The 21067-nt window shown below is 38.3% G+C and carries 13 protein-coding genes and 1 riboswitch; of the genes, 4 read left to right on the forward strand and 9 right to left on the reverse strand.

Features of this window, described 5'->3' with window-relative positions; translation table 11 throughout:
- Positions 1 to 492: 492 nt before the first annotated feature.
- Positions 493 to 1404 carry a CAP-associated domain-containing protein gene (locus tag ACQKMI_RS21810; protein WP_427492329.1) on the reverse strand — a complete coding sequence of 304 codons (912 nt, stop codon included), beginning with the start codon at positions 1402 to 1404 and terminating at the stop codon, positions 493 to 495.
- A gap of 272 nt (positions 1405 to 1676) precedes the next feature.
- Here ACQKMI_RS21810 and ACQKMI_RS21815 point away from each other — a divergent pair, with 272 nt between their 5' ends.
- Together ACQKMI_RS21815 and ACQKMI_RS21820 are read left to right on the forward strand one after the other, a co-directional pair.
- Positions 1677 to 3245, forward strand: a complete 1569-nt coding sequence (locus ACQKMI_RS21815) for a sensor domain-containing diguanylate cyclase (protein ID WP_427492331.1) — start codon at positions 1677 to 1679, stop codon at positions 3243 to 3245.
- Positions 3246 to 3728: 483 nt separating this feature from the next.
- On the forward strand, positions 3729 to 8141 hold the full coding sequence (locus ACQKMI_RS21820; protein WP_427492333.1) for an S-layer homology domain-containing protein: 4413 nt from the start codon (positions 3729 to 3731) through the stop codon (positions 8139 to 8141).
- 185 nt (positions 8142 to 8326) lie between these two features.
- On the opposite strand, the gene ACQKMI_RS21825 is transcribed toward ACQKMI_RS21820, so the two are convergent.
- The 6 genes from ACQKMI_RS21825 to ACQKMI_RS21850 form a co-directional block, all read right to left on the reverse strand.
- Positions 8327 to 9721, reverse strand: a complete 1395-nt coding sequence (locus ACQKMI_RS21825) for a nucleoside recognition domain-containing protein (protein ID WP_419150419.1) — start codon at positions 9719 to 9721, stop codon at positions 8327 to 8329.
- Positions 9693 to 10418, reverse strand: coding sequence for a FeoB small GTPase domain-containing protein (locus tag ACQKMI_RS21830; RefSeq protein ID WP_427492335.1), 726 nt, complete (start codon positions 10416 to 10418; stop codon positions 9693 to 9695). The genes ACQKMI_RS21825 and ACQKMI_RS21830 overlap by 29 nt, the downstream gene beginning before the upstream one ends.
- Positions 10415 to 10669, reverse strand: coding sequence for a FeoA family protein (locus tag ACQKMI_RS21835; protein ID WP_323650688.1), 255 nt, complete (start codon positions 10667 to 10669; stop codon positions 10415 to 10417). Before ACQKMI_RS21835 ends, ACQKMI_RS21830 begins: the two co-directional genes overlap by 4 nt.
- 741 nt (positions 10670 to 11410) lie before the next feature.
- The gene (locus ACQKMI_RS21840) at positions 11411 to 12709 is read right to left on the reverse strand and encodes a hypothetical protein (protein WP_427492337.1); all 1299 of its coding nucleotides are present in this window, start codon (positions 12707 to 12709) and stop codon (positions 11411 to 11413) included.
- A 288-nt stretch (positions 12710 to 12997) separates the two neighbouring features.
- Positions 12998 to 13243 (reverse strand): hypothetical protein, encoded by a 246-nt coding sequence (locus ACQKMI_RS21845; RefSeq protein ID WP_427492339.1) that lies wholly within the window; start codon positions 13241 to 13243, stop codon positions 12998 to 13000.
- Between the two features lie 76 nt (positions 13244 to 13319).
- On the reverse strand, positions 13320 to 15224 hold the full coding sequence (locus ACQKMI_RS21850; RefSeq protein ID WP_427492341.1) for an S-layer protein: 1905 nt from the start codon (positions 15222 to 15224) through the stop codon (positions 13320 to 13322).
- Between the two features lie 335 nt (positions 15225 to 15559).
- Here ACQKMI_RS21850 and ACQKMI_RS21855 point away from each other — a divergent pair, with 335 nt between their 5' ends.
- Positions 15560 to 16489, forward strand: a complete 930-nt coding sequence (locus tag ACQKMI_RS21855) for an AEC family transporter (RefSeq protein WP_427492342.1) — start codon at positions 15560 to 15562, stop codon at positions 16487 to 16489.
- A gap of 424 nt (positions 16490 to 16913) precedes the next feature.
- Here ACQKMI_RS21855 and ACQKMI_RS21860 read toward each other — a convergent pair whose 3' ends face one another.
- Positions 16914 to 17039, reverse strand: coding sequence for a hypothetical protein (locus ACQKMI_RS21860; RefSeq protein WP_427492344.1), 126 nt, complete (start codon positions 17037 to 17039; stop codon positions 16914 to 16916).
- A 61-nt stretch (positions 17040 to 17100) separates the two neighbouring features.
- Positions 17101 to 17215: riboswitch (TPP riboswitch) on the forward strand.
- A gap of 133 nt (positions 17216 to 17348) precedes the next feature.
- Between ACQKMI_RS21860 and thiC the strand changes: the two genes are divergently transcribed.
- On the forward strand, positions 17349 to 19127 hold the full coding sequence (gene thiC / locus ACQKMI_RS21865; protein ID WP_427492346.1) for a phosphomethylpyrimidine synthase ThiC: 1779 nt from the start codon (positions 17349 to 17351) through the stop codon (positions 19125 to 19127).
- Positions 19128 to 19385: 258 nt separating this feature from the next.
- Here thiC and ACQKMI_RS21870 read toward each other — a convergent pair whose 3' ends face one another.
- Complete coding sequence (locus ACQKMI_RS21870) at positions 19386 to 20891, reverse strand: catalase (protein ID WP_427492347.1); 1506 nt, start codon at positions 20889 to 20891, stop codon at positions 19386 to 19388.
- Positions 20892 to 21067: the final 176 nt, after the last annotated feature.

Below are 21067 nucleotides of genomic sequence, written 5' to 3' on the forward strand. Positions count from 1 at the left end.
CTTTTCTCATAATCCCCATTTTGTGAAAAGCATTTATCACCACTGTATTAATACAGTGGTGAATATAAATTATCAGTATTATAACAGAAGAATTGATGGCTTGACTATGTTAAATTTTATTATAAAATAATTAGTCAAAAAATTATATGTCAGAATAACAAAAAAAGTAAAAAAATTTAGAAAATAGAATTGCCGCTATAACGAGGAGATGATTTCGTTCCCAATTGATGCTTGGGGCAGAGGTGTTTTCTGTGAGAAAGCAAAGCGACAGCAACAAATGTTTTCTGTGCGAAAGCGAAGCGACAGCAACAAATGTTTTCTGTGCGAAAGCGAAGCGACAGCAACAAATGTTTCTGTGGTTACAGAAGACTCTTAGTTGAATATTCCAGAAAACGGTTATTATAAGAGTACAAAAAATCTCTATGCAATAGATTTCTGCATAGAGATCTTTTGTGTATATATTGGTCATGACGATAAACTTCACCATTCAAATTACTTAGAATAAAAGTTAACCGTATAATACGGTGCGCCGTTATCTTTAAAGCAAACACCAACAAAAATATGTGTAAACTCTTGCCTTAAAATATTGATACGATGTCCTTTTGAATTCATCAGGGCTTCATGGGCAAAAATACTATTGTGCTGACCTTGTGCTATATTTTCGCCATACCAATAGTAATTAACTCCACCAGCAGTGAGGCGGTCGTTGGAATGATTACCTTTATGATCTTCATGACTAAAAAATTGATGTGTGATCATATTGCTACTATGCTGCCGAGCAATAGGATTAGATTCTTTGTCATAAATGAGTGGCTGCAAACCTTCTATAACTCGCTCATGGTTAATAAGGTCAACCATTAAATCTTCAAGTCCTGTTCGTAGTTCGTTGGAGGGCTTACTATAATAACCACGTTTACTTAATTCTGTTTTGGCATTAATCCAAATAATAGAACGAACAATATTGTTTTTGTGTAAATCATAGAAAAAAGTAACATAGTGATCATCAATGAAATAGGTCCCGTGTGTAGTATTACCCTCACAATCGTTGTAATCGAGCAAATAGCTTGTATTTTCATAGTGAATGGCTTTAAGCGGAAGACCGTATTTTCTATTTACATCTATTCGATTAGCACCGATACGAATGCCAAATACGCTATGCCCAGTACGTGTTTCATATCTTCCAACCTCGTTAGAATTATGTATCCCTACGAGGGAAAATGCGGAATAGTCCTTCGCTACTCGATGCCATTTCATTTTATAGTCACTTTGAAAGCTGGATAGCGACAAAGCTTTTTGTGTCTTTGTTACATTCGAACGGGCTGACTTATTTGGATTGAAAGAAGTATTCGTCCATAGAGCCATACTAAAACCAAGCATTATTGGAGCTACTTTACGTAACAACATATTAAAACCCTCTTCTTAAAATAAATTTATAATAAAAATCTATCGAATTAATAAAAGTTTTATAGATATAAATTACTATATTTTTGATCTGTTAACGATGCTAAAATTATGGAACTTTCTCTACTATATTACTTTTGTTATAAGAGGGCCTTGAGAAGCACTATTTTGACAAATATTTTACTCTTACTATACGAAATTTTCTTAATAAGAAGTTTTTTTGTGTTTTAATAGAATAATAGAGGAAATTATAAACTAGGGGTAAAAGATAGAAAATGAAATCAAAACAGATAAAGTTAAAGTATTTAATCATGGGAGTTGCGATAGCTGCTTTTATCTTAACAAGTATTGGCAGTATTTGGAGTGGTTACCGAATGAACGTTGACTCGATTAAAGAGAATACGCTTGAAACGAATCGAGTCTATGCACAAAAATTAGCAACAACCGCTAGTTCCTATCTAGAAGAATCTTTTCAGATTTTAGGATATAGCGCCGGTTCGATAAAAACAAAAATGCATGATAACAATGCATTGACTCAGGAAACAGAGCGTTTGAAAATGCAAAATGACATGTTTAACTCTGTGCTGATCACAAATGCAGAAGGTCTTGTATTATCTATTTCACCACCATCTGAAGAGGTACAAGGTGCGGTGTTAACATCTGTTGGAGCGAAGGAGGCTTTATCTAAAAAGAAGCCTCTTGTCTCAAAGCCTTATAAGGGAATGACTGGGCGCCTCCTTATTTTTATATCATATCCTATATTTTCAGAGACAAATGAATATTTAGGGATGGTAGCTGGGACAATTTATTTAAAAGAACGAAATGTTTTTAATGAATTACTCGGAGAGCATTATTATCATGATGGGTCATATGTGTATGTAGTTGATTCGGATGGGCGCGTTATTTATCATCAGGACCCAAGTCGCGTTAATGATATCGCTATTGATAATAAAGTTGTCCAATCGGTAGTTTCTGGGAAAAACGGTGCTTTTCAAGTAGTGAATACTAAAGGAGTAGAAATGCTTGCTGGTTTTAGTACCGTACCTTTAACGGGTTGGGGAGTAGTTGCTCAAAGACCGTTAGATATAGCATTAGCTCCTTCGTTTGATAGAGTACAGGAAGTTGCTATAAAATCCATTCCGATTATGCTAATTTCAATTTTAATTGTCCTTTGGGCGGCAGCACGTATTGCAAATCCCTTACAGCAATTAGCTACTTTAACAGAGGAGAGCATGGAATCGAAAAATGTAGAAGGCTTGAAATCTGTACGTAGTTGGTATTTTGAAGCGCATTATCTTAAAAGTGCTCTCATTCGGAGTTTAACATTTTTACAGGGACAGGTGTCCTTTTTTAAAGATCAATCTACAACAGATCCGTTAACAGGTGTAACCAATCGTCGCACAATGGATGCGATGCTAGCGGAGTGGCTTGAGAACAAGTTGCCGCATGCCCTTATTCTGCTTGATTTAGATCATTTTAAAAGTGTAAATGATACGTATGGTCATGCAGTAGGTGATAAGGTTTTACAATTTTTGGCTCAAAATATGAAAGCTGTTGCTCGTGAGGGAGATGTTTGCTGTCGCTACGGTGGTGAGGAATTTGTGATGTTATTGCCAATTACTGCAGCTGAGGAAGCGGCACAGGTGGCAGAGCAACTACGCGATATTTTGGCGCATACTATAAGTCCTTGTGGTCGTCCAGTTACATTATCTGCAGGTGTTGCCGTGTATCCACAAATGGCCGACACGACAGAAAAGTTAATTGAAGCAGCGGATGGTGCGCTGTATCTTGCAAAACAAGCAGGACGAAATCAAGTCATAGTAGCAAAGCAAGAAAATAAATAAAATTTTTTGTGTTGAAATAAGCATACATTTCTAATTTTGGGGTACATGATTAATGCAACGGTCATTTGGGCAAGCTACTTTTAAGTCATTCCCCATATGACTTATCAAACATGTTCAAATGATACGTAAACTCGGGACACATCTCTTGATCGACTTGACAAGATGCAAGGTTATCCCCCTTTCCCTTATGACATCACAAGTACGTCTAGATGTATGCCTATATATTGTTAAAAGCCAAGCGAGCACCGATGCTCCTTGGCTTTTTTATGTGGAATTAAGGAAAAGGAAAGCGCCCAGTCGGAACGGAGATCAACCTCACCTCATGGTGGTGAACTTTTTTGCTTATTGCCGATTTTCGCTAACAATTTTATTCCATTAATTTAGATTTATCTATGAAGGTTCACTACCTACCTGTCGATATAAAGGGTATGATGAAAATGATATTTTGAACGTATCAAATACATAGATGAAAGGAAGAGTGGGATGGATAAAACAAAAATCCAAAAAGTGAACAAAGCACTTATAGCAACTGTTTTTGCTACTAGTGGGATTGCTGTTGTAGTGCCACCACCACAAAAGGCAGCTGCGGCTTCTTCACCATTTACGGATGTTGACCCCTATTCAAGTCATTATGACGATATTTTAAAACTATACACGCAAGGTGCGATTGATGGGTATGCAGATAAAACGTTTCGACCAAATCAAAGTGTAACACGTGGTCAGGCGGCAAAAATGCTGGCAACTGTTTTAAAATTAGATTTGAAAAATGTACAAGATCCATACTTAAAAGATGTTCCAAAAAGTAGTGAATATTACAAGTATATAGCGGCCTTACAAAATGCAGGAATCATGTCTGGCTATTCAAACGGAACATTTATGCCTAATGAAGTGATGACACGTGGGGAATTAGCGAAAATTTTAGTGCTTGGCTTTAAATTTGAGATAGCCTCTAATTACAACAATAGTTTCAAAGATGTAACTAGCCAAACAAGCAACGCTATCTATATCCAAAGTTTAGTAGATTTAAAGATTACGGAAGGGACAACGCCTGTCACTTTCTCACCACATAATGCGGTTACACGTGGACAATTTGCATCCTTTATTGTGCGTTCACAAGAGAAAAAGGGCAATGCCACTTCTTTCAAAATTACAGGTGTTGAGGACGATACTGTCTACATAAATGGTGAGCGATACTCAGTACCAACAAGTCTTTCACATATTTTTAACGAAGATAATGCACCGGTATTAAAAGGCGCGCTTATTGAAGGGGATCTTTCAGGTAAAACCATTCGCTCTGTATCAAAGCTTACATTGAATGCAAGTGGGACAAGCTCAAGATTTCTAGAGTTCGATGGCGATCATAAGTCCTTCGGCGCGACAATCGTTGTTAATGGGAACTATATTGAATTCTCAAATGTTACATTGACTGGTACAATGCTTGTCAACGAAACGGTACGTCCACCTTTACAATTAGGCGTCTCTACCTATAAGCCATTAGCGTTTGGCCGTATAGCAAGCACTAACACTGCATTTATCAACTGGTCGAATCCAGATAATCCAAATGATGAAGGCTCGTCTTCATCCAATAACGGTCCAGCAAAAGATCTTCAAGATTGGACAGATCAGAATTCTAACAAGAATCCTGATAAAAACAAGCCATTTGAGAACTGGTCTAAAGATAAAGTGACGATGAAAAATGTTGAAAAACATATTGAATTTTATAACAGCACTGTATCACGCCTAGTTGTCTCTCAAAGTGGTACAAAAATCGAAACAAATATGAAGCTACCACGTGTAGACATCATCGGAAGTGTTCGTGAATTTGAGATTCAAGGAAATATCGGCACACTAAACCTTGATACAGAAACGAAGCTGACAATTTACGGAGATGGCAACATCGACTGGATTAACTACAATAGCTATACAGATTTAGAGCTATATATAGATGGTCGTGTAGGTGTTCTGTATGTTGATAATGTATACGGTTGGGTTGATATTGGAGATTACACGTATATTGACAAAGTGATTATACCGAAGGGCGAGGGACCAAATAATATCTTCGACGACTTCTTAGAGGATAAAGATAATATTGGCAATATTGTAGATGAAGACGGTAAACCAGTCGATAAAGACGATATTGATAAACAAGACCCAGCTGATAAAACAAAACCGTTAATCGACATTACGAATGTAACAATTTTAAATGGTAGTGATGTTCAGGTAGACTTCACTTCAGATAAAGTTGGAACTTACTATTATATTGTTCGTGACAAAGACGCTGATCCACCAACGAAAAAAGAAATGGTGAATCGCATTTCTACTGACAATGTAGCACATGGAACAGGCGCGGCAGTGAATGGCAAAAACACTATTAAAATCAATAGTTTAGGTGAGAAAAAAGAATATGTTGTTTATGTGATGGTCGTTGATGGAGCGAAAAATGTTTCTGATATTAAATCACAATCATTCCAAATGAAAGATGGAACACCGCCAGTTGTTAAATCTTTAACAGTTACACCTCTACATGGTGGAAAACGTGCTGAATTTAAATTTACAGCAAGTGAACCAGGAGACTATTACTACTACGTACGTAAAAAGACGTCAGCAGCTGATCCAACAACTGAAGATATTGTTACTAAACCAACAGGTAAGGGCAAGGCGGTTGCAGGGAAACTTGCAATTGCAGAAATTCTAACAGGCTTAGACGCTAAAACGGACTACCAACTTTATGTAGTAATGAAGGATGATTCAGGCAATTATTCAAAAGATCCTGCTGCAGTGAAGGAATTTACAACGGGAGAACTTGATAATATCAATCCATTCGTTGAAAAGACGAAGCTTGAGCCTGCCGCTGGTAAGGAAAATCAATTCTACATTTATTTAAATGAAGCATTAGACCCTGAAAGCGCACGAAATGTAAATAACTATGATCTATCAGGAACAGTTATCGTCAATATGACAGGTCAGAAAAAAATAAAACCTTCTGCTGTAGAGTATAAGGAAGGCGATAAAAAAGTATTATTAACCATTCCATCTGAAACCGGTTTTGTCTATGGAGATACATTACGTGTAACAGTATTACCGGGTGTTAAGGATTTAGCAGACAATGAATTTGAAAATGCTAATACTGTTGAAGCTGGTAAAAATGTTCGGAACTTTGCAGAATATGTGCATGAAAACTATGTTCCACCGAAGATTCTAGCATTAAACGTTATTGGGAAACCAGACCAAGATGAAAAATATAAACGGGCTGAGGTAGAATTTAAGCCAAATAAAGCAGGAACGTACTATTACATGGTGCTACCTGATACGGTCGAAGACAATGGAGAAACAAAAACATTTGAGCAATATTTAAAAGATAAAGGTATTACGGAGAGAGATTTCTATAATGAATTTGCGAATGAATCCTCATTAAAATCTGGGTACTTCCAAATAGGCGGAAAAGATATTTATATTGAAATTGGCTCTGGTCCGGCCGACTTAGAAGATGATACAAAGAAATTCCCGATTGTTATTGATAAAGATAAACTAAATCCATTCATAAGCTATTCAGTTCATATGATATTAAAAGACCGTGGCGGCGAGCTTTCCAAAATAGCTTCTAAAGAAATATTTGGCGACTCAAAAGCACCATTAGTGTCCGAGATAGCAGTGAAGTCTGGTACTACTAAAGGTTATGATGATACGAAAGCCACTGTAAGTTTCAATACAGATGAGACAACAAAGCTTCATTACTGGTTCGTACCAAAGAAAAACGCTGATGGAACAGATAATCCGGATGCAAAGCTAACTATTAACACAGCAGCAGAAAGAAAAACATTAGAAGATAAACTTAAATCAAGCCCTTCAGTCACAAAAAGTGGAAAAGGCGCGTCAGGAACTTTAGATATGACGGGAGTTACTTTAACACCACATACCGAATATGTTGTTTATTTGGGTGCAGAGGATACGTATGGTAACTTTACTGTTTATAAAGCTAATAAAGATGGAATTCACGATGAATCAAATGCTGGTTGGATGAAACAAGACTTCTATTCCGATGGCACACCACCACGTTTTGAAATGACAGTCGGTAAAGAAAAGAAACGCAATATTGTATATCGCAATCCAGATAGTACATTTACGATTTCATTCAGTGAAGCCATCATGCGTGATGAAAAAGGCGATTCTTCACTTAAAGATCTAAGTTTATTAACCATTACAGATGAATCCGGTAAAGATATTACGTCGCAATATCAGTTTGTTGAGTATACACAAGGTACAAAAACAACTGATGAGAGCCAATTAATTATTAAAGCATCTGACTCAGGTACGGCGGATAAAACATTTACTGTGAAAATGAAAGATGAAGCACGCGACTACATTATTGCAGACAATAAAGGTAATAAGTTTGATATAGCTGACTTTGGTAAGTATGTTTACCAAGGTAAAGATGCATATAACACGATGAGTTATGCTAACTTAACAGGTAGTGTTGGTGGCGTACCAGCAGAATACAATTCAACAACAATGGATGTTTCTGTAAATATTCTGACACTGCTTGAATTAAACCAAGAATACTTCTATGCAGTTACTGCTGCGAATAAAACAACATTAGATCCGAAATTAATATTAGAAAGTGTTAAAAATAATAAACCAGCCGATAATGGCATATTATTATTTGGTAAAGGATCTGTTAAAAAGGCAGCCGATGGTAGTGCGATTTTACCTCTTGTAGCTAATCCATCTACTGAACCTGGAATTAAGAATGTGTTTAAAACGGGTCAAAGAGTATTCTTATTTACAAAAGATCAATATGGAAATATTGTCTGGGCTTATCAAAAAGAGACAACTGGTTCAGGCCATACTTCACAACAATATGTTGAAATTCAGTATTCACCTGCGCCAAGACCATAAAAAAGAAGAAGCAAAGCTAGAGAATTCTTATGTCGAATTCTCTAGCTTTTTTTAAATAGCACGAGAGGTTTTACTTTTTGATAATTTCTCTAGCCTATAAAAAGTTTATCTTTGTCCAGCAAATTTATTGAATACATTAGTGATTGAGAGAATAAAATGGGGCTTTTAAACAGCCCCTCCCATCCTCATACCCAACCAAACGCTCGAGCAATTGTTGCAGTCAGCCACGTTACGCCAATGGCAATAACAGTTGGAATTAAGAATGACATAAATGTCCACTTTGCACTTTTGGTTTCTTTATAAATATTGACTAAAGTCGTTCCGCAAGGGAAGTGTAGAAGTGAGAATAACATCATGTTTAAAGCTGTTAGCCAAGTCCAACCTTGGTCGATAAATACTTGTTTTAGCTTCGATAAATCCTCAATTTCTAGCATAGCTCCTTGTGATAAATACGCCATAATTAAGATAGGGATAACAATTTCATTGGCTGGTAGCCCAAGAATAAATGCAGCCATAATAAAGCCATCCATACCAAGCGCCTGACCAAACGGATCTAAAAAGTTAACAAAATGCATTAAAATACTCGTACCACCAATGTAAATATTGGCGAATACCCAAGTTAAAATAGAAGCAGGCGCTGCAACGACAACCGCTCTTTTTAATACATACCATGCTTTATCAAGACTTGCTCTTAAAATGGTGTTCCAGAACTTTGGTCTTCGGAATGGCGGAAGTTCTAATGTGTAATGGGTCGGTACCCCCTTTAAAGCGGTTTTAGAAAGAACCCAGGACACAGATAGTGTCACAACGACGCCCAGCATAACAAATCCTATTAAAATAGCTGCTGTTACAAATGTACCTGTTGCACCTGAAAAACCAGTTACCATAAATAATGATGCTAATAAAATAAGTGTTGGCCATCTTCCGTTACAAGGAACAAAATTGTTCGTTAAAATGGCTAACATTCGTTCACGAGGAGATTCTATAATTCTCGTTGACAGAATAGCGGCGGCATTACAGCCAAAGCCCATTGCCATTGTTAATGACTGCTTCCCGTGTCCTCCTGCTCGTTTAAATAAACGGTCCATATTAAATGCTACACGTGGTAGGTAGCCGTAGTTTTCTAATAGAGCGAACATAGGGAAGAATATAGCCATTGGCGGTAACATAACACTAATAACCCAACCCGTACCTCTAAATAGCCCAAGAATTAAAATACCGTGTAGCCATTCGGGTGCGTGCATTGCTTCAAAAAGAATGGTTAGCTTTCCTTCTAAATAGCCAAATAAGTTTGCTAACATATCAGATGGTACGTTTGCGCCAGCGATAGTAATGTAAAAGACGGTTCCAAGCAAGATAAGCATAATCGGGAATCCCCAAATGCGGGATGTGAAAATTTCATCTAATTTATCAGATCTGTACATTGTAGGCTGCTGCGATACCACTTTTTTACATAGAGATTTGCTTTTAGTATAAATATCACTGACGATTTCATCTCGAATATCCTCATTCGAAACCTCGTTCACTTCAGCTAAAATAGCCTTAAGTGAATTATGATTTAACACTGACTGGGACTCCATTCGCTCTCACCTCGTGCTGTTTATTATCCTTATGATTTTGCAGTTTTAAGATCAATTCTTCATCACCATCAAGTAAGCGAAGGGTAACCCATCTCGATGGATATTTTTCATCAAAATAACCTTCTAATTTTGATTCTATCTTTGTAATGGCTTCCTCTATTTCTTTCGAATATGTCATACGATATGGCGTTGTAACGATTTGCCCCTTCACGAGTTGACTTAATGTATCGAGCAATTGATGAATACCTTTTTTATTTCTTGCCGATATTTTGACAACTGGGACTCCTAGCTCACGAGCCAATCTCTTGTCATCAATTCGGATTCCTTTTTTCTCAGCTTCATCGATTAAATTGATACAAATGATGACATTACTCGTCATTTCTAAAACTTGGAGCGCAAGATTTAAATTTCTTTCTAAAGATGTTGCATCGAGCACAACAATCGTTGCATCCGGTTGATCGAAAATAATGTAGTCTCTTGCGACTTCTTCATCTGCTGAATTGGAAAATAAAGAATAGGTCCCGGGTAAATCCACGAGTACATATTGCTCTCCGTTATGTTCAAAAGATCCTTCCGCATGAACAACCGTTTTCCCGGGCCAGTTCCCAGTATGTTGCTTCAATCCCGTTAATGTATTAAACAATGTGCTTTTACCGGTATTTGGGTTACCTGCTAAAGCAATTCTATTTACTCTCACTTTGTATTCCCCCTAACAATTTCGCCCAAAATCATTGAGCTTTCATCATTCCGTAAGGCAATCGTCGTATTGCTGACGCGATAAGCAACAGGGTCTCCTAAAGGGCTTTTGCGAAGAACAGAGATTTCTGCGCCTTTTACAAAGCCTAAATCCAATAATCGTCTTCTTAAAGGGCCCTTAATGTTTATTTCTTTTATTAAAAAGCAATCTCCAAACGAGCATTTAGAAAGAGGTTTTAATGTTTTTTCCATACGCATTTTTTATTCCTTTCTATAATAATATTTCCCGAACGTCATATTGTTTCCTAAAGGAAACTTTATTAATGATTATGCCTGTTTTATGACAATTGTCAATAGTTTTCTGAAATCTTTTTGAAAGAACATGATAAAAGAGCGTCCTAATGTAAGGGATGACGGCACATTTTTGTTGGACAAAGAAATGTTGAAAAAAGGGGAGTTGTATAGCATACAAAGCGGGCAAAGTATTTGATGTAATGATATGAAAAGGTCCTTACTATGATGTATTAAGGAAAGTGGATTTTCGTTACAGATGCCTATTGAATTTTTAACTTCTTTCAGCAGAAGTCTCCCACCTATAGAGGTGGTGAGATGAATGCGGATTTAAGCTACTTTTCAGTGGGTGTCCAAACACCCGCTGAAAGAGAGGAACTCAGTCTAAAAACGCCACGTCCTGTGGCAATGACTGAGTGACCAACATCGTGTTGGCCCAAAGCCTCCGGCGGATGTCACGGAATCGGAAAGGAGTGCTTAGGGGATGTTAGCCTAAAATCATCGCATCCATGCGATAACGGCTAACTGACCTGCATCATGCAGGCCTAAGCACAAAGCCGATTCCGGGCGCAATTATGCCGAGGCATAATTGATCATATGAGGGGATCTGCTGTGAAGAAGCGGTAGCGGAGCAAAAAATCATGACCCTCTGCTACTAATAAAGTATTGGCAGAGGGTCGTGGTTTTTCCTTTATTCTGGTGTTACTGGAGGATTTGGAATGAAGCAGAGGAATTTGTTTGAATGAAATGACGATTTCCTTCTACTGTATAATCAGCCGGTACTGGTTTGCCAAAGTCATTACGAACGATGGAGGCATTCGGTGATAAATTATTGATAATGATTTCCATGTTCGCTTCGAATTCAACTGGTTTTTTATTTAATGTTGCCTGGAATGTGATACGATTCGATTTTTTTGTAATGTTAATTTCCATAACACCAGTATCCTCATTAAGAAGAGTTCCTAGTGGTGGAATAATAACAGTCATATTGGATTTTGTTGTTAAAACAAAGCGATCTGTACTATTTTCCGTGTCGGCAACGTTTATTTTTGCTGTATAAGTATTTTTGTTTTTAGTCATAGCTGTAATTTTACCTGGTACGGCTGCTGTATCCGATAAAATTGGCGTTTTTGTCCCGTTCCCTTTAGTTGGTAAATCATATTTTCCATTTACAAAGTCTACTAAAGTCCAGACATTTGGTACAAGCTGCTGTTGCACGGGAGTTAAGGCTTCAAAGGCTGTTTTGACTGCCTGTACATTTTCGGCAGTGGACGTTTTAGGCGATAAAGCGGCAATGGCGTTTTCCACTTCCTTAGCTGCCGCCTTATCCTTCACTACAAGCTGTTCAGCATCTAATAAAATCTGCTCTATGCCAACAGGTAAATAGATGTATGCAGATCTGCGTAGTGCATTTAACTCAGCTCTAGCATCAGCTACATCTTGATGGAAGGTAATGCGAGATGAGTTTAATAATTGGATTTTATTGACCACCTTATCTATAGATGTATTTGGCGCGATATAGGATGTCAATATTCTTTGTGATTCCGGACTCACAAAAGACTTTTGCGCAGCATTTAACGTATTGTACCAATCTTTCGCTTCCGTAACGTTTTGGTAGTAATTAACGGAAGTTGACTCCACCGAAGCTAATTTCTCTTCAATTTGTTCAGCAAGCTTACGGTACGCAACTCTCGTCTGACGATGATTTGACAGCGTAGAATAGTTCGTAACGTACGGTTTTTCTGTTTCAGTTAACTCATCGTAGGCCTTATTGGCTGCTTCTAAAGCTGATTGGAACGAAGCTGTTGTATCATTAATGTTTGAAATAAGTCGAACAACATTCGAAACGTTAGCGTTGTAGTAATAAGTATAATCGTATATGTAAGCAGTTTTTGAATGTCCAGTAAAATCAGCAGCTGATGCTGAAGTAGTAGGTGCAGTATAGATTAGTGAAGGGACCGCAACTAGGGCTAGTAAGGCTAATTTTCTTTTGTTTTTCATAATACGGGAAACCTCCTATTTGGTTTTGGATAAGTGTGATGGGTAAATCATAGGATTTTTAACCCAGGTGAAACCTTCGATTGTCTTGTGAAGTGGTTTATTATTTACCTGCCGAAAAGAGTCGTGTCTAGACGGGAGTTTCCTAATATATGTTGTTAAACCAATTTTATCATAGCTTAGGACTTTTTTATGTATATTTTAAGTGAATAGGTAGATTGATTGTGTAATTTTTAAATACTTTGTGTCTTATGTACTTATGGAAATATGAATGGAAAGCAGAATGCTCTTTTAGAGAGAGGGATAGAATCGTCGAAGTGACGGATATAAATCAAAGCGACGGAAAGAACTGTCGAAGTGACGGAAAGAATCATCAAAGCGACGGATAGAACCGTCAAATACGTGGATAGAACAGCCAAGGTCGTGGATAGCACCGTCAAATACGTGGATAGAACCGTCAAAATCGTGGATAGAACGGCCAAAGTCGTGGATAGCCTCGTCAAAGGACGGATAGATCAGTGTTATCGAAGCCGGCACCACGATTCTGGACGCATAATTGATTTTTTGTTGAGATTGAAAAGGACTTGGCTTTGCGCCGAGTCCTTTTCAATCTTTATTGTTTACCTGAACGTTGAGCATCTTTATAGATGTCGATGGCCTTGTTTAATTTGTTAATAGCATCTGTCACGTCGTACGAAGAAGCATAGACGTTATTAACAATGGATTGAGCGTGTTGAACTGCTTTTTCTAGACTGCGTTTTTCTCTTTCTGTTGTCCATAGTTCGTAATAGGGGATATCAGAGCCATCTCCATTCTCAGAAACTTTTACATATTGAACAGAGTTAATGAGTGATGCTAGCCAAGATTTATCAACGTAATGCCAATAATTCGTACCGGATTTATAATTACTCCTATATGTTGAAATGGCATTATTTAAATAATAATAGGCAGACGAAATATCTGACTGAGACGAGGAGCTATTATTTGCAATACCTTGTGCGTATGAAACGGCAGAAACTAGAGCATCTTTTTCACTTTGCGTCGTCCAAATGACATTGGAGGATAATTCAGATCCATTCACAGAAACGGTTACATACTGAACAGAGTTAATAAGTGAAAAAAGGGCAGATCGATCGACATTCGTTTGATAAGTACCGTATTTTTGCACGTTTTTATAAACTGTAATAGCGTAGTTTAAATTGTTAATAGCGTTTGTGATATCAGACTGTGTTGCATAGTTATTATTTACAACATACTGAGCAGATGAAACGGCAGAGGTTAGAGCATCCTTCTCGCTTTGAGTCGTCCAAGGTACATATGATGCTACATCATTACCACTGTTCCAAGAAACCGTTACATACTGAACAGAATAGATGATCGATTGTAGTGAAGACTTATCACCATAGACATATTTTGTTCCGTATTTTTGCACAGCTTGATAAGCGCTTAATGCTTTTTTGTACTGTGTAATAGCATTGTTTACTTGTTCCTGAGAGGCGTAAGAATTATTAACTACTGCTCTTGCGCTGCTTACGGCAGATTCGAATGTTGTACGTTCAGCCTGCGTTGTCCATTTCTCTGTTGTTGAAACGTCATACCCATTAACAGATACTGTAACGTACGGAGGTGAAGCTACTAAATTACTTAGCTCTGTTTTATTCAAAACAGGTAATGTCACAGAGGCTTTTTTATCATCCACCTGCACTTTGTTAATTAGATGTCCTGAATTTAATGCCACCTTTGTCCCATGCTTGACAACCACTTGCTCAATTTTACCTTTTCCGTAAAGGCTGAAATCTTTCTCAACATCGATAGTCAGTTTATCAACATTGGCCGTTACTTCAAATGCAGTAACTTTACCAACTACCTCGACTTCCGAAATAGTTTTGTCAGAAGTCACACTTACTTTAGTGCGCTTTAAGTTAATTTTTGGAGATTGCATATCTTTTAGAGAAACATTTAACCAATTACTATTTCTAGTCAATAAAGGTCTAAAAGTAATTGTATCCCCAATAGTAACGTCATCAATTGTAATGGCCTTCTTCACACGATTCGTTACAATAAGTTCATCTTCAATAGTGACATTTTGAACTTTTACATAATCCGCATTTACAGTTAGGCTCCCAGCAATTTGCGCGTCACCACCATCAAAATCTACCGCTTTATTTTTTGTTCCAGCTTTAGTTAGTGTTAGCGATGAAATACTTGTAATTTCACCGTTCTTTACGACTATAGTAGCTTCAGCATTCGCCAATGCAGCATTATTAGATGTGTTTAAGAGGGGCTTCAATGACTGACTAATTTTAAATTGGCCATTGGATGTACGTACTTTATCATTAGTAATGTTAGTAATGGTCACACTTTGCCCCTTTGTTTTGGCTGCAGCTACCTGCCCATCAATGTGAATTGAGTGGTTTAAAGATGAATCATTAGATGTGGCATTTGCAGTTGACGCAGGTACTACTAAGGTTGCTGTAATAGCAGTAGCCATAAAAGTAGAAATTATTTTATTCTTCATTTTTGTCACCCTAATCATTGTATTTAATGGATAATATATCATACATTTCTTCAATTTAGTGCGCAATTGGGTCATTTTACTATATTAATTTAAATAAAGTAATAGCCTCTTTTTCTGTATCATTTGTTTTAAGATTGAATTCTTTATTATCTCAATAAATAAATCATCCTTCCAACCAAAAGAGCCATTTGCCGTTGTTTTAACATGATGAAAATACTAGATGAGTTTCGTTATGTTCAGAAAATGGCCTTGTTATGAGGAATGAATAAACGATGAAGTGCATTGACCGAGTATACAAACAGCACTACTATAGGAGAGGAAAGGGGGACATCGCTATGATGTATCTCGGCATGATTTTTTTTCAAATTGTAGCTCCGATTTTAGTGCTTCTAGTACTTGGCGCAGTTTTACAAAGGAAATTTCGTTTTAATTTAAAGGCGCTATCTCAACTTATTACATATTGCTTTATGCCAGCAGCTGTTTTTGTGAATTTATACGAGACGAGTATAGAGCTGTCTGTGCTAGGGGAAGTGGCATTATTTATTCTGCTCTTTATCGGAAGTCAAATGGTGCTTAGCCACTTTCTGGCAAAGGGACTCGGTTTAGTAAAAACAGAGGCTGCGGTGTTTAAAAATAGCGTTGTCCTAATTAATTCAGGCAACTATGGTATTCCAGTTGCACAAATGATTTTCGTGACCCAACCGATTGGGGTAGCGATTCAAGTCATTCTCGTCATATTTCAAAATATGACGACCTATACTTACGGCTTGTACAATTTAATTTCTTCAACAAAATCAGGCATGTCCATTTTGAAGGACTTCCTCAAAATGCCTATTATTCATGCACTTATTATTGGCGTTACTATGAACTATTTTAATATCCCTATTCCGCAGTTCGTAAAAATTCCGATAGACCATGTGGCAGATGGCTTTATCGCTGTAGCATTGATAACTTTAGGGGCACAATTATCACAGCTTGAAATTAAATCCATGTTCAATAAGATGGTATACATTAGCTGTTTTACACGACTAATCATAGGGCCAGCCGTAGCATTGCTTATCATTTTTGCGCTTGGTCTTGACGGTGTCGTGGCACAATCACTTTTTATAGCTAGTTCATTCCCGACTTCGCGAAATAGCTCTAGTCTGGCATTAGAATATGACGTAGAATCGGCAACTGCTGCACAAACAGTTTTATTTTCAACGATTGTTAGCTGTATTACAGTCACAATTGTGATTTATGTAGCGGAACTGTTGTTTACCTAACCTAAGTGCTCTTCTGAATCAAAGATAGGGTTGCAGCCCTCCTTGTAGGGACTTATATAAGTTAATTACCAAAACGTGTGGTTGATTTCCGTTCCGGCTGGGCGCTTTGTTGTTGCTGTCGCTACGCTTTCGCACAGATAAAACAATTGCTGACGCTACGCTTTCGCACAGAGCAAAGCTTCCTGGGGGTATCCGATGAGCCGATTCACTCGCGTTCCTCTATTGCTGATCCCCGAGGAGTCGCCCAGCCTCCACTCCAATCAACTAAAATTCATGGATTACGTTTAAACTTCTTTCAGTAGAAGTCTCCCATCTCAGCAGTGTCCATGCATCAGTGGAACACGGAATCGGCAAGGGATTAATATAGAATGTTAGCCTAAAATCATCATATCCATGCGATAACAGCTAATTGACCTGCATCATATTATTGCTGACGCTTCGCTTTCGCACAAAAAACATCTGCAGGCCTTGGCACAAAGCCTAATCCAGACGCAATTATGCCGAGGTATAATTGATCAATGGCTGTCGCCAACTTTTGATGATAAGCCAAAAATAATCAAATGAAGCTTCCATCTATTAGCAAAATCTGCTACACTAGCATCAAACTTAATAGTATTAACTAGGGGAGTCTGATGAGTCAGGCTGAGAGGGAAACGCATAGAGGTTTCTTGACCCTTTGGACCTGATCTGGCTCATACCAGCGTGGGAAAGTTAACCATTATTGCACACTATGTTATTTGCAATAACTATACCTTTACATTCTTAGCCGGATCCAAAATTTTTTTGGATTCGGCTTTTGCTTTTGTTGGGTGAGCTAGATTCGGTCCTTATATAAATATAAAAGGGAGCGAAGTAGTTTATGACAACAGTTAGCGATAAGAACATTACGATTATGTCAAATTTTGAAGGAAGTAAAAAGGTTTACGTAGAAGGATCTCGAGCAGATATTTTAGTCCCAATGCGTGAAATTGCTTTAAGTCCGACGACAGGAAGCTTTGGTGAAGAGAAAAATGCACCAGTGCGTGTTTATGATACGAGTGGCCCGTACACTGATCCTGCGCATAAGGTGGATATTACGAAAGGATTGCCAGCTTTACGTAGTGCGTGGATCAGAGAACGAGGTGACGTTGAAGAATATGAAGGTCGTACGATCAAGCCAGAAGATAATGGGTTTCGCAATGCTGACGATCCACGAATAAAAGAAAATGTATTTCCTGATTTATCTAGAAAGCCTTTGCGCGCGAAGAAAGGTGGAAATGTAACACAGCTTCACTACGCACGAAAGGGAATTATTACTCCAGAAATGGAATTTGTAGCGATTCGCGAAAATATGGATCCTGAGTTCGTGCGCTCAGAGATCGCGGCGGGGCGTGCAATTTTGCCATCTAATATTAATCACCCTGAGGCAGAGCCAATGATTATTGGACGTAACTTCCACGTGAAAATTAACGCCAATATTGGAAATTCAGCGGTGTCATCCTCTATTGCTGAAGAGGTAGAAAAAATGACGTGGGCTACACGCTGGGGTGCTGATAACATTATGGATTTATCTACTGGTAAGCATATTCATACGACACGTGAATGGATTATCCGTAATGCCGCGGTGCCAGTAGGAACGGTGCCGATTTATCAAGCGCTAGAAAAAGTAAATGGTGTGGCAGAGGATTTAACGTGGGAAGTGTATCGTGATACGTTAATCGAACAAGCAGAGCAAGGTGTTGATTACTTCACGATTCATGCAGGGGTATTGCTACGTTATGTGCCATTAACGGCTAATCGTGTAACAGGCATAGTGTCTCGAGGAGGCTCGATTATGGCGCAGTGGTGTTTATATCACCATCAAGAGAGCTTCTTATATACACATTTTGAAGAAATCTGTGAAATTATGAAAACCTATGATGTTGCTTTCTCTTTAGGTGATGGTTTACGCCCGGGTTCTATTGCAGATGCAAATGATGAGGCTCAGTTTGCGGAGCTGGAAACGCTAGGGGAATTAACGCAAATTGCCTGGGAGCATGATGTACAAGTGATGGTAGAAGGACCAGGGCATGTGCCGATGCATCTTATTAAAGAAAATATGGATAAGCAGTTAGAGGTGTGTAAGGAAGCTCCTTTCTATACTTTAGGGCCACTGACAACAGATATTGCTCCTGGCTATGACCATATTACATCAGCCATTGGTGCTGCGATGATAGGTTGGTATGGTACGGCAATGCTATGTTATGTGACGCCTAAAGAGCATCTTGGCTTACCAAATCGTGATGATGTTCGTGTAGGGGTTATTACGTATAAGATTGCTGCACACGCTGCTGATTTAGCGAAAGGGCATCCGGGGGCACAGCAACGTGATGATGCACTTTCTAAGGCACGCTTTGAATTCCGCTGGCGCGATCAATTCAACCTATCGCTAGATCCAGAGCGTGCAGTCGAATATCATGATGAAACATTGCCAGCAGAAGGAGCAAAAACTGCGCACTTCTGTTCCATGTGTGGACCTAAGTTTTGCAGTATGAAAATCTCACAGGATATTCGTACTTATGCAAAAGAAAAAGACTTAAATACGACTGAAGCAATCCACAAAGGTATGCAGGAGAAGGCGAAGGAATTTAAAAAGGCAGGCAGTCAAATTTATCAATAATTATTAGAGCGGGCTTGTGTCTATCAAATTAGGCACAAGCTTTATTTTGTCATTAAGAAAAAAACTCCATGTGAGGTTGCCCTTCACATGGAGTAAAAAGTTGGATTTGGATATCAATAATAGTTGGAAATCAATTTTGCCTCGGCATAATTGCGTCTGGAATCGGCTTTGTGCTTGTACAAAGAACTCCTTGCTGATTCCGTGACATCCGCTGGAGGCTTTAACTTATTTCAGCAGATGTTTGTTTGCTGAAATAAGTTAAACGTTAGTTGGTTGTTTCACGTATGGATTTGAAAGATCCATACTTTCTAATGAAAGACCCATAGCTTTTGCTACACCTTCACCATATGCTGGATCAGCTAAATAGCAGTGAAGGATGTGACGACGTTTGATGAACTCTTCAACTGATGCCATATCATTAGCAGTATTTTCGAATAGGCGTTGTTGCTCTTCAGCAGTCATTAGGTTGAATAATTTACCTGGCTGCTCGAAGTAGTTGTTGTCATCTTCACGGAAGTCATGGATACCTGCATGACCGTCAATACGTAATTCAGGCTCTTTATAGTCTAAGTTATGCTCCCATTCGCCGTAGCTATTTGGTTCATAGCCCAAAGTAGAACCAAGGTTGCCATCGAAACGCATAGCACCATCGCGGTGGAATGAACGGAATGGACATTTTGGTGCGTTTACAGGAAGCATGTAGTGGTTTACACCTAAACGGTAGCGTTGTGCATCTGCATACGCAAAGATACGAGCTTGTAACATTTTGTCTGGCGAGAAGCTGATTCCAGGGATAATGTTAGATGGTGCAAATGCAGCTTGCTCAACTTCAGCAAAGTAGTTGTCCGAGTTTTTGTTTAACTCAAATTCACCCACAGGAATTAATGGGAAGTCTTTTTTATACCATACTTTTGTTAAATCGAATGGGTTATATGGTAATTTGCGAGCTTGTTCCTCTGTCATTACTTGAATAGACATTTTCCATTTAGGGAAGTCGCCATTTTCAATTGCTCCATATAGATCGCGCTGTGAAGATTCGCGGTCGTTACTGATTACTTCTGCAGCCTCAGCACCAGTTAGGTTTTTAATCCCTTGCTCTGTACTGAAGTGGAATTTAACCCATACGCGCTCATTTTCTTCATTAATAAAGCTATAAGTGTGAGAACCGAAACCGTGCATATTGCGGTATCCAGATGGAATACCACGGTCAGACATTACGATTGTTACTTGGTGAAGCGCTTCTGGTAATGAAGTCCAGAAATCCCAGTTTGAATTAGCGTTTTTCATATTTGTACGTGGGTCACGTTTTACCACGTGGTTTAAATCTGTGAAGTGTAAAGGATCACGGAAGAAGAATACAGGTGTGTTGTTACCAACTAAATCCCAGTTACCTTCTTCAGTATAGAACTTAAGTGCAAAGCCACGAATATCGCGCTCAGCATCCGCTGCACCACGCTCACCTGCAACTGTTGAGAAGCGTGCAAACATGTCTGTCTTTTTCCCAACTTCTGAGAAGATTTTTGCTTTTGTATATTGAGTAATATCATGCGTTACTGTGAAAGTACCGAATGCACCTGAACCTTTAGCGTGCATACGACGTTCAGGAATAACTTCACGGTTGAAGTTCGCTAATTTTTCAACTAACCATACATCCTGAAGAAGTAGAGGACCACGAGGACCTGCTGACATTGAATCATGGTTGCTTACTACTGGAGCGCCACCTGCTGTTGTAAAACGACGGCTACGATCATTTTTGTTTGTCATATTAGTTTACCTCCTAAAGAAAAATTGTGAGTCAAACTCTTCATCAATAACTATAACAAATACAAACTAGAATTGCTAGTAAATTATAATCATTATTGTTAAAGAATATTTATATTAAGATATAAACTATAAATATATGCTAGATTAAAAGTGCTTATGAATAACTTTTACAACAA

Source organism: Lysinibacillus sp. NPDC097214 (assembly GCF_050277945.1).
GTDB classification, from domain to species: domain Bacteria; phylum Bacillota; class Bacilli; order Bacillales_A; family Planococcaceae; genus Lysinibacillus; species Lysinibacillus xylanilyticus_B.

Excerpts from the sequence above, each read along its gene's own strand:
- ACQKMI_RS21810 (WP_427492329.1), bottom strand. The coding sequence starts at position 1,404 with ATGTTGTTACGTAAAGTAGCTCCAATAATGCTTGGTTTTAGTATGGCT.
- ACQKMI_RS21815 (WP_427492331.1), top strand. The coding sequence starts at position 1,677 with ATGAAATCAAAACAGATAAAGTTAAAGTATTTAATCATGGGAGTTGCG.
- ACQKMI_RS21820 (WP_427492333.1), top strand. The coding sequence starts at position 3,729 with ATGGATAAAACAAAAATCCAAAAAGTGAACAAAGCACTTATAGCAACT.
- ACQKMI_RS21825 (WP_419150419.1), bottom strand. The coding sequence starts at position 9,721 with ATGGAGTCCCAGTCAGTGTTAAATCATAATTCACTTAAGGCTATTTTA.
- ACQKMI_RS21835 (WP_323650688.1), bottom strand. The coding sequence starts at position 10,669 with ATGGAAAAAACATTAAAACCTCTTTCTAAATGCTCGTTTGGAGATTGC.
- ACQKMI_RS21840 (WP_427492337.1), bottom strand. The coding sequence starts at position 12,709 with ATGAAAAACAAAAGAAAATTAGCCTTACTAGCCCTAGTTGCGGTCCCT.
- ACQKMI_RS21850 (WP_427492341.1), bottom strand. The coding sequence starts at position 15,224 with ATGAAGAATAAAATAATTTCTACTTTTATGGCTACTGCTATTACAGCA.
- ACQKMI_RS21855 (WP_427492342.1), top strand. The coding sequence starts at position 15,560 with ATGATGTATCTCGGCATGATTTTTTTTCAAATTGTAGCTCCGATTTTA.
- thiC (WP_427492346.1), top strand. The coding sequence starts at position 17,349 with ATGACAACAGTTAGCGATAAGAACATTACGATTATGTCAAATTTTGAA.
- ACQKMI_RS21870 (WP_427492347.1), bottom strand. The coding sequence starts at position 20,891 with ATGACAAACAAAAATGATCGTAGCCGTCGTTTTACAACAGCAGGTGGC.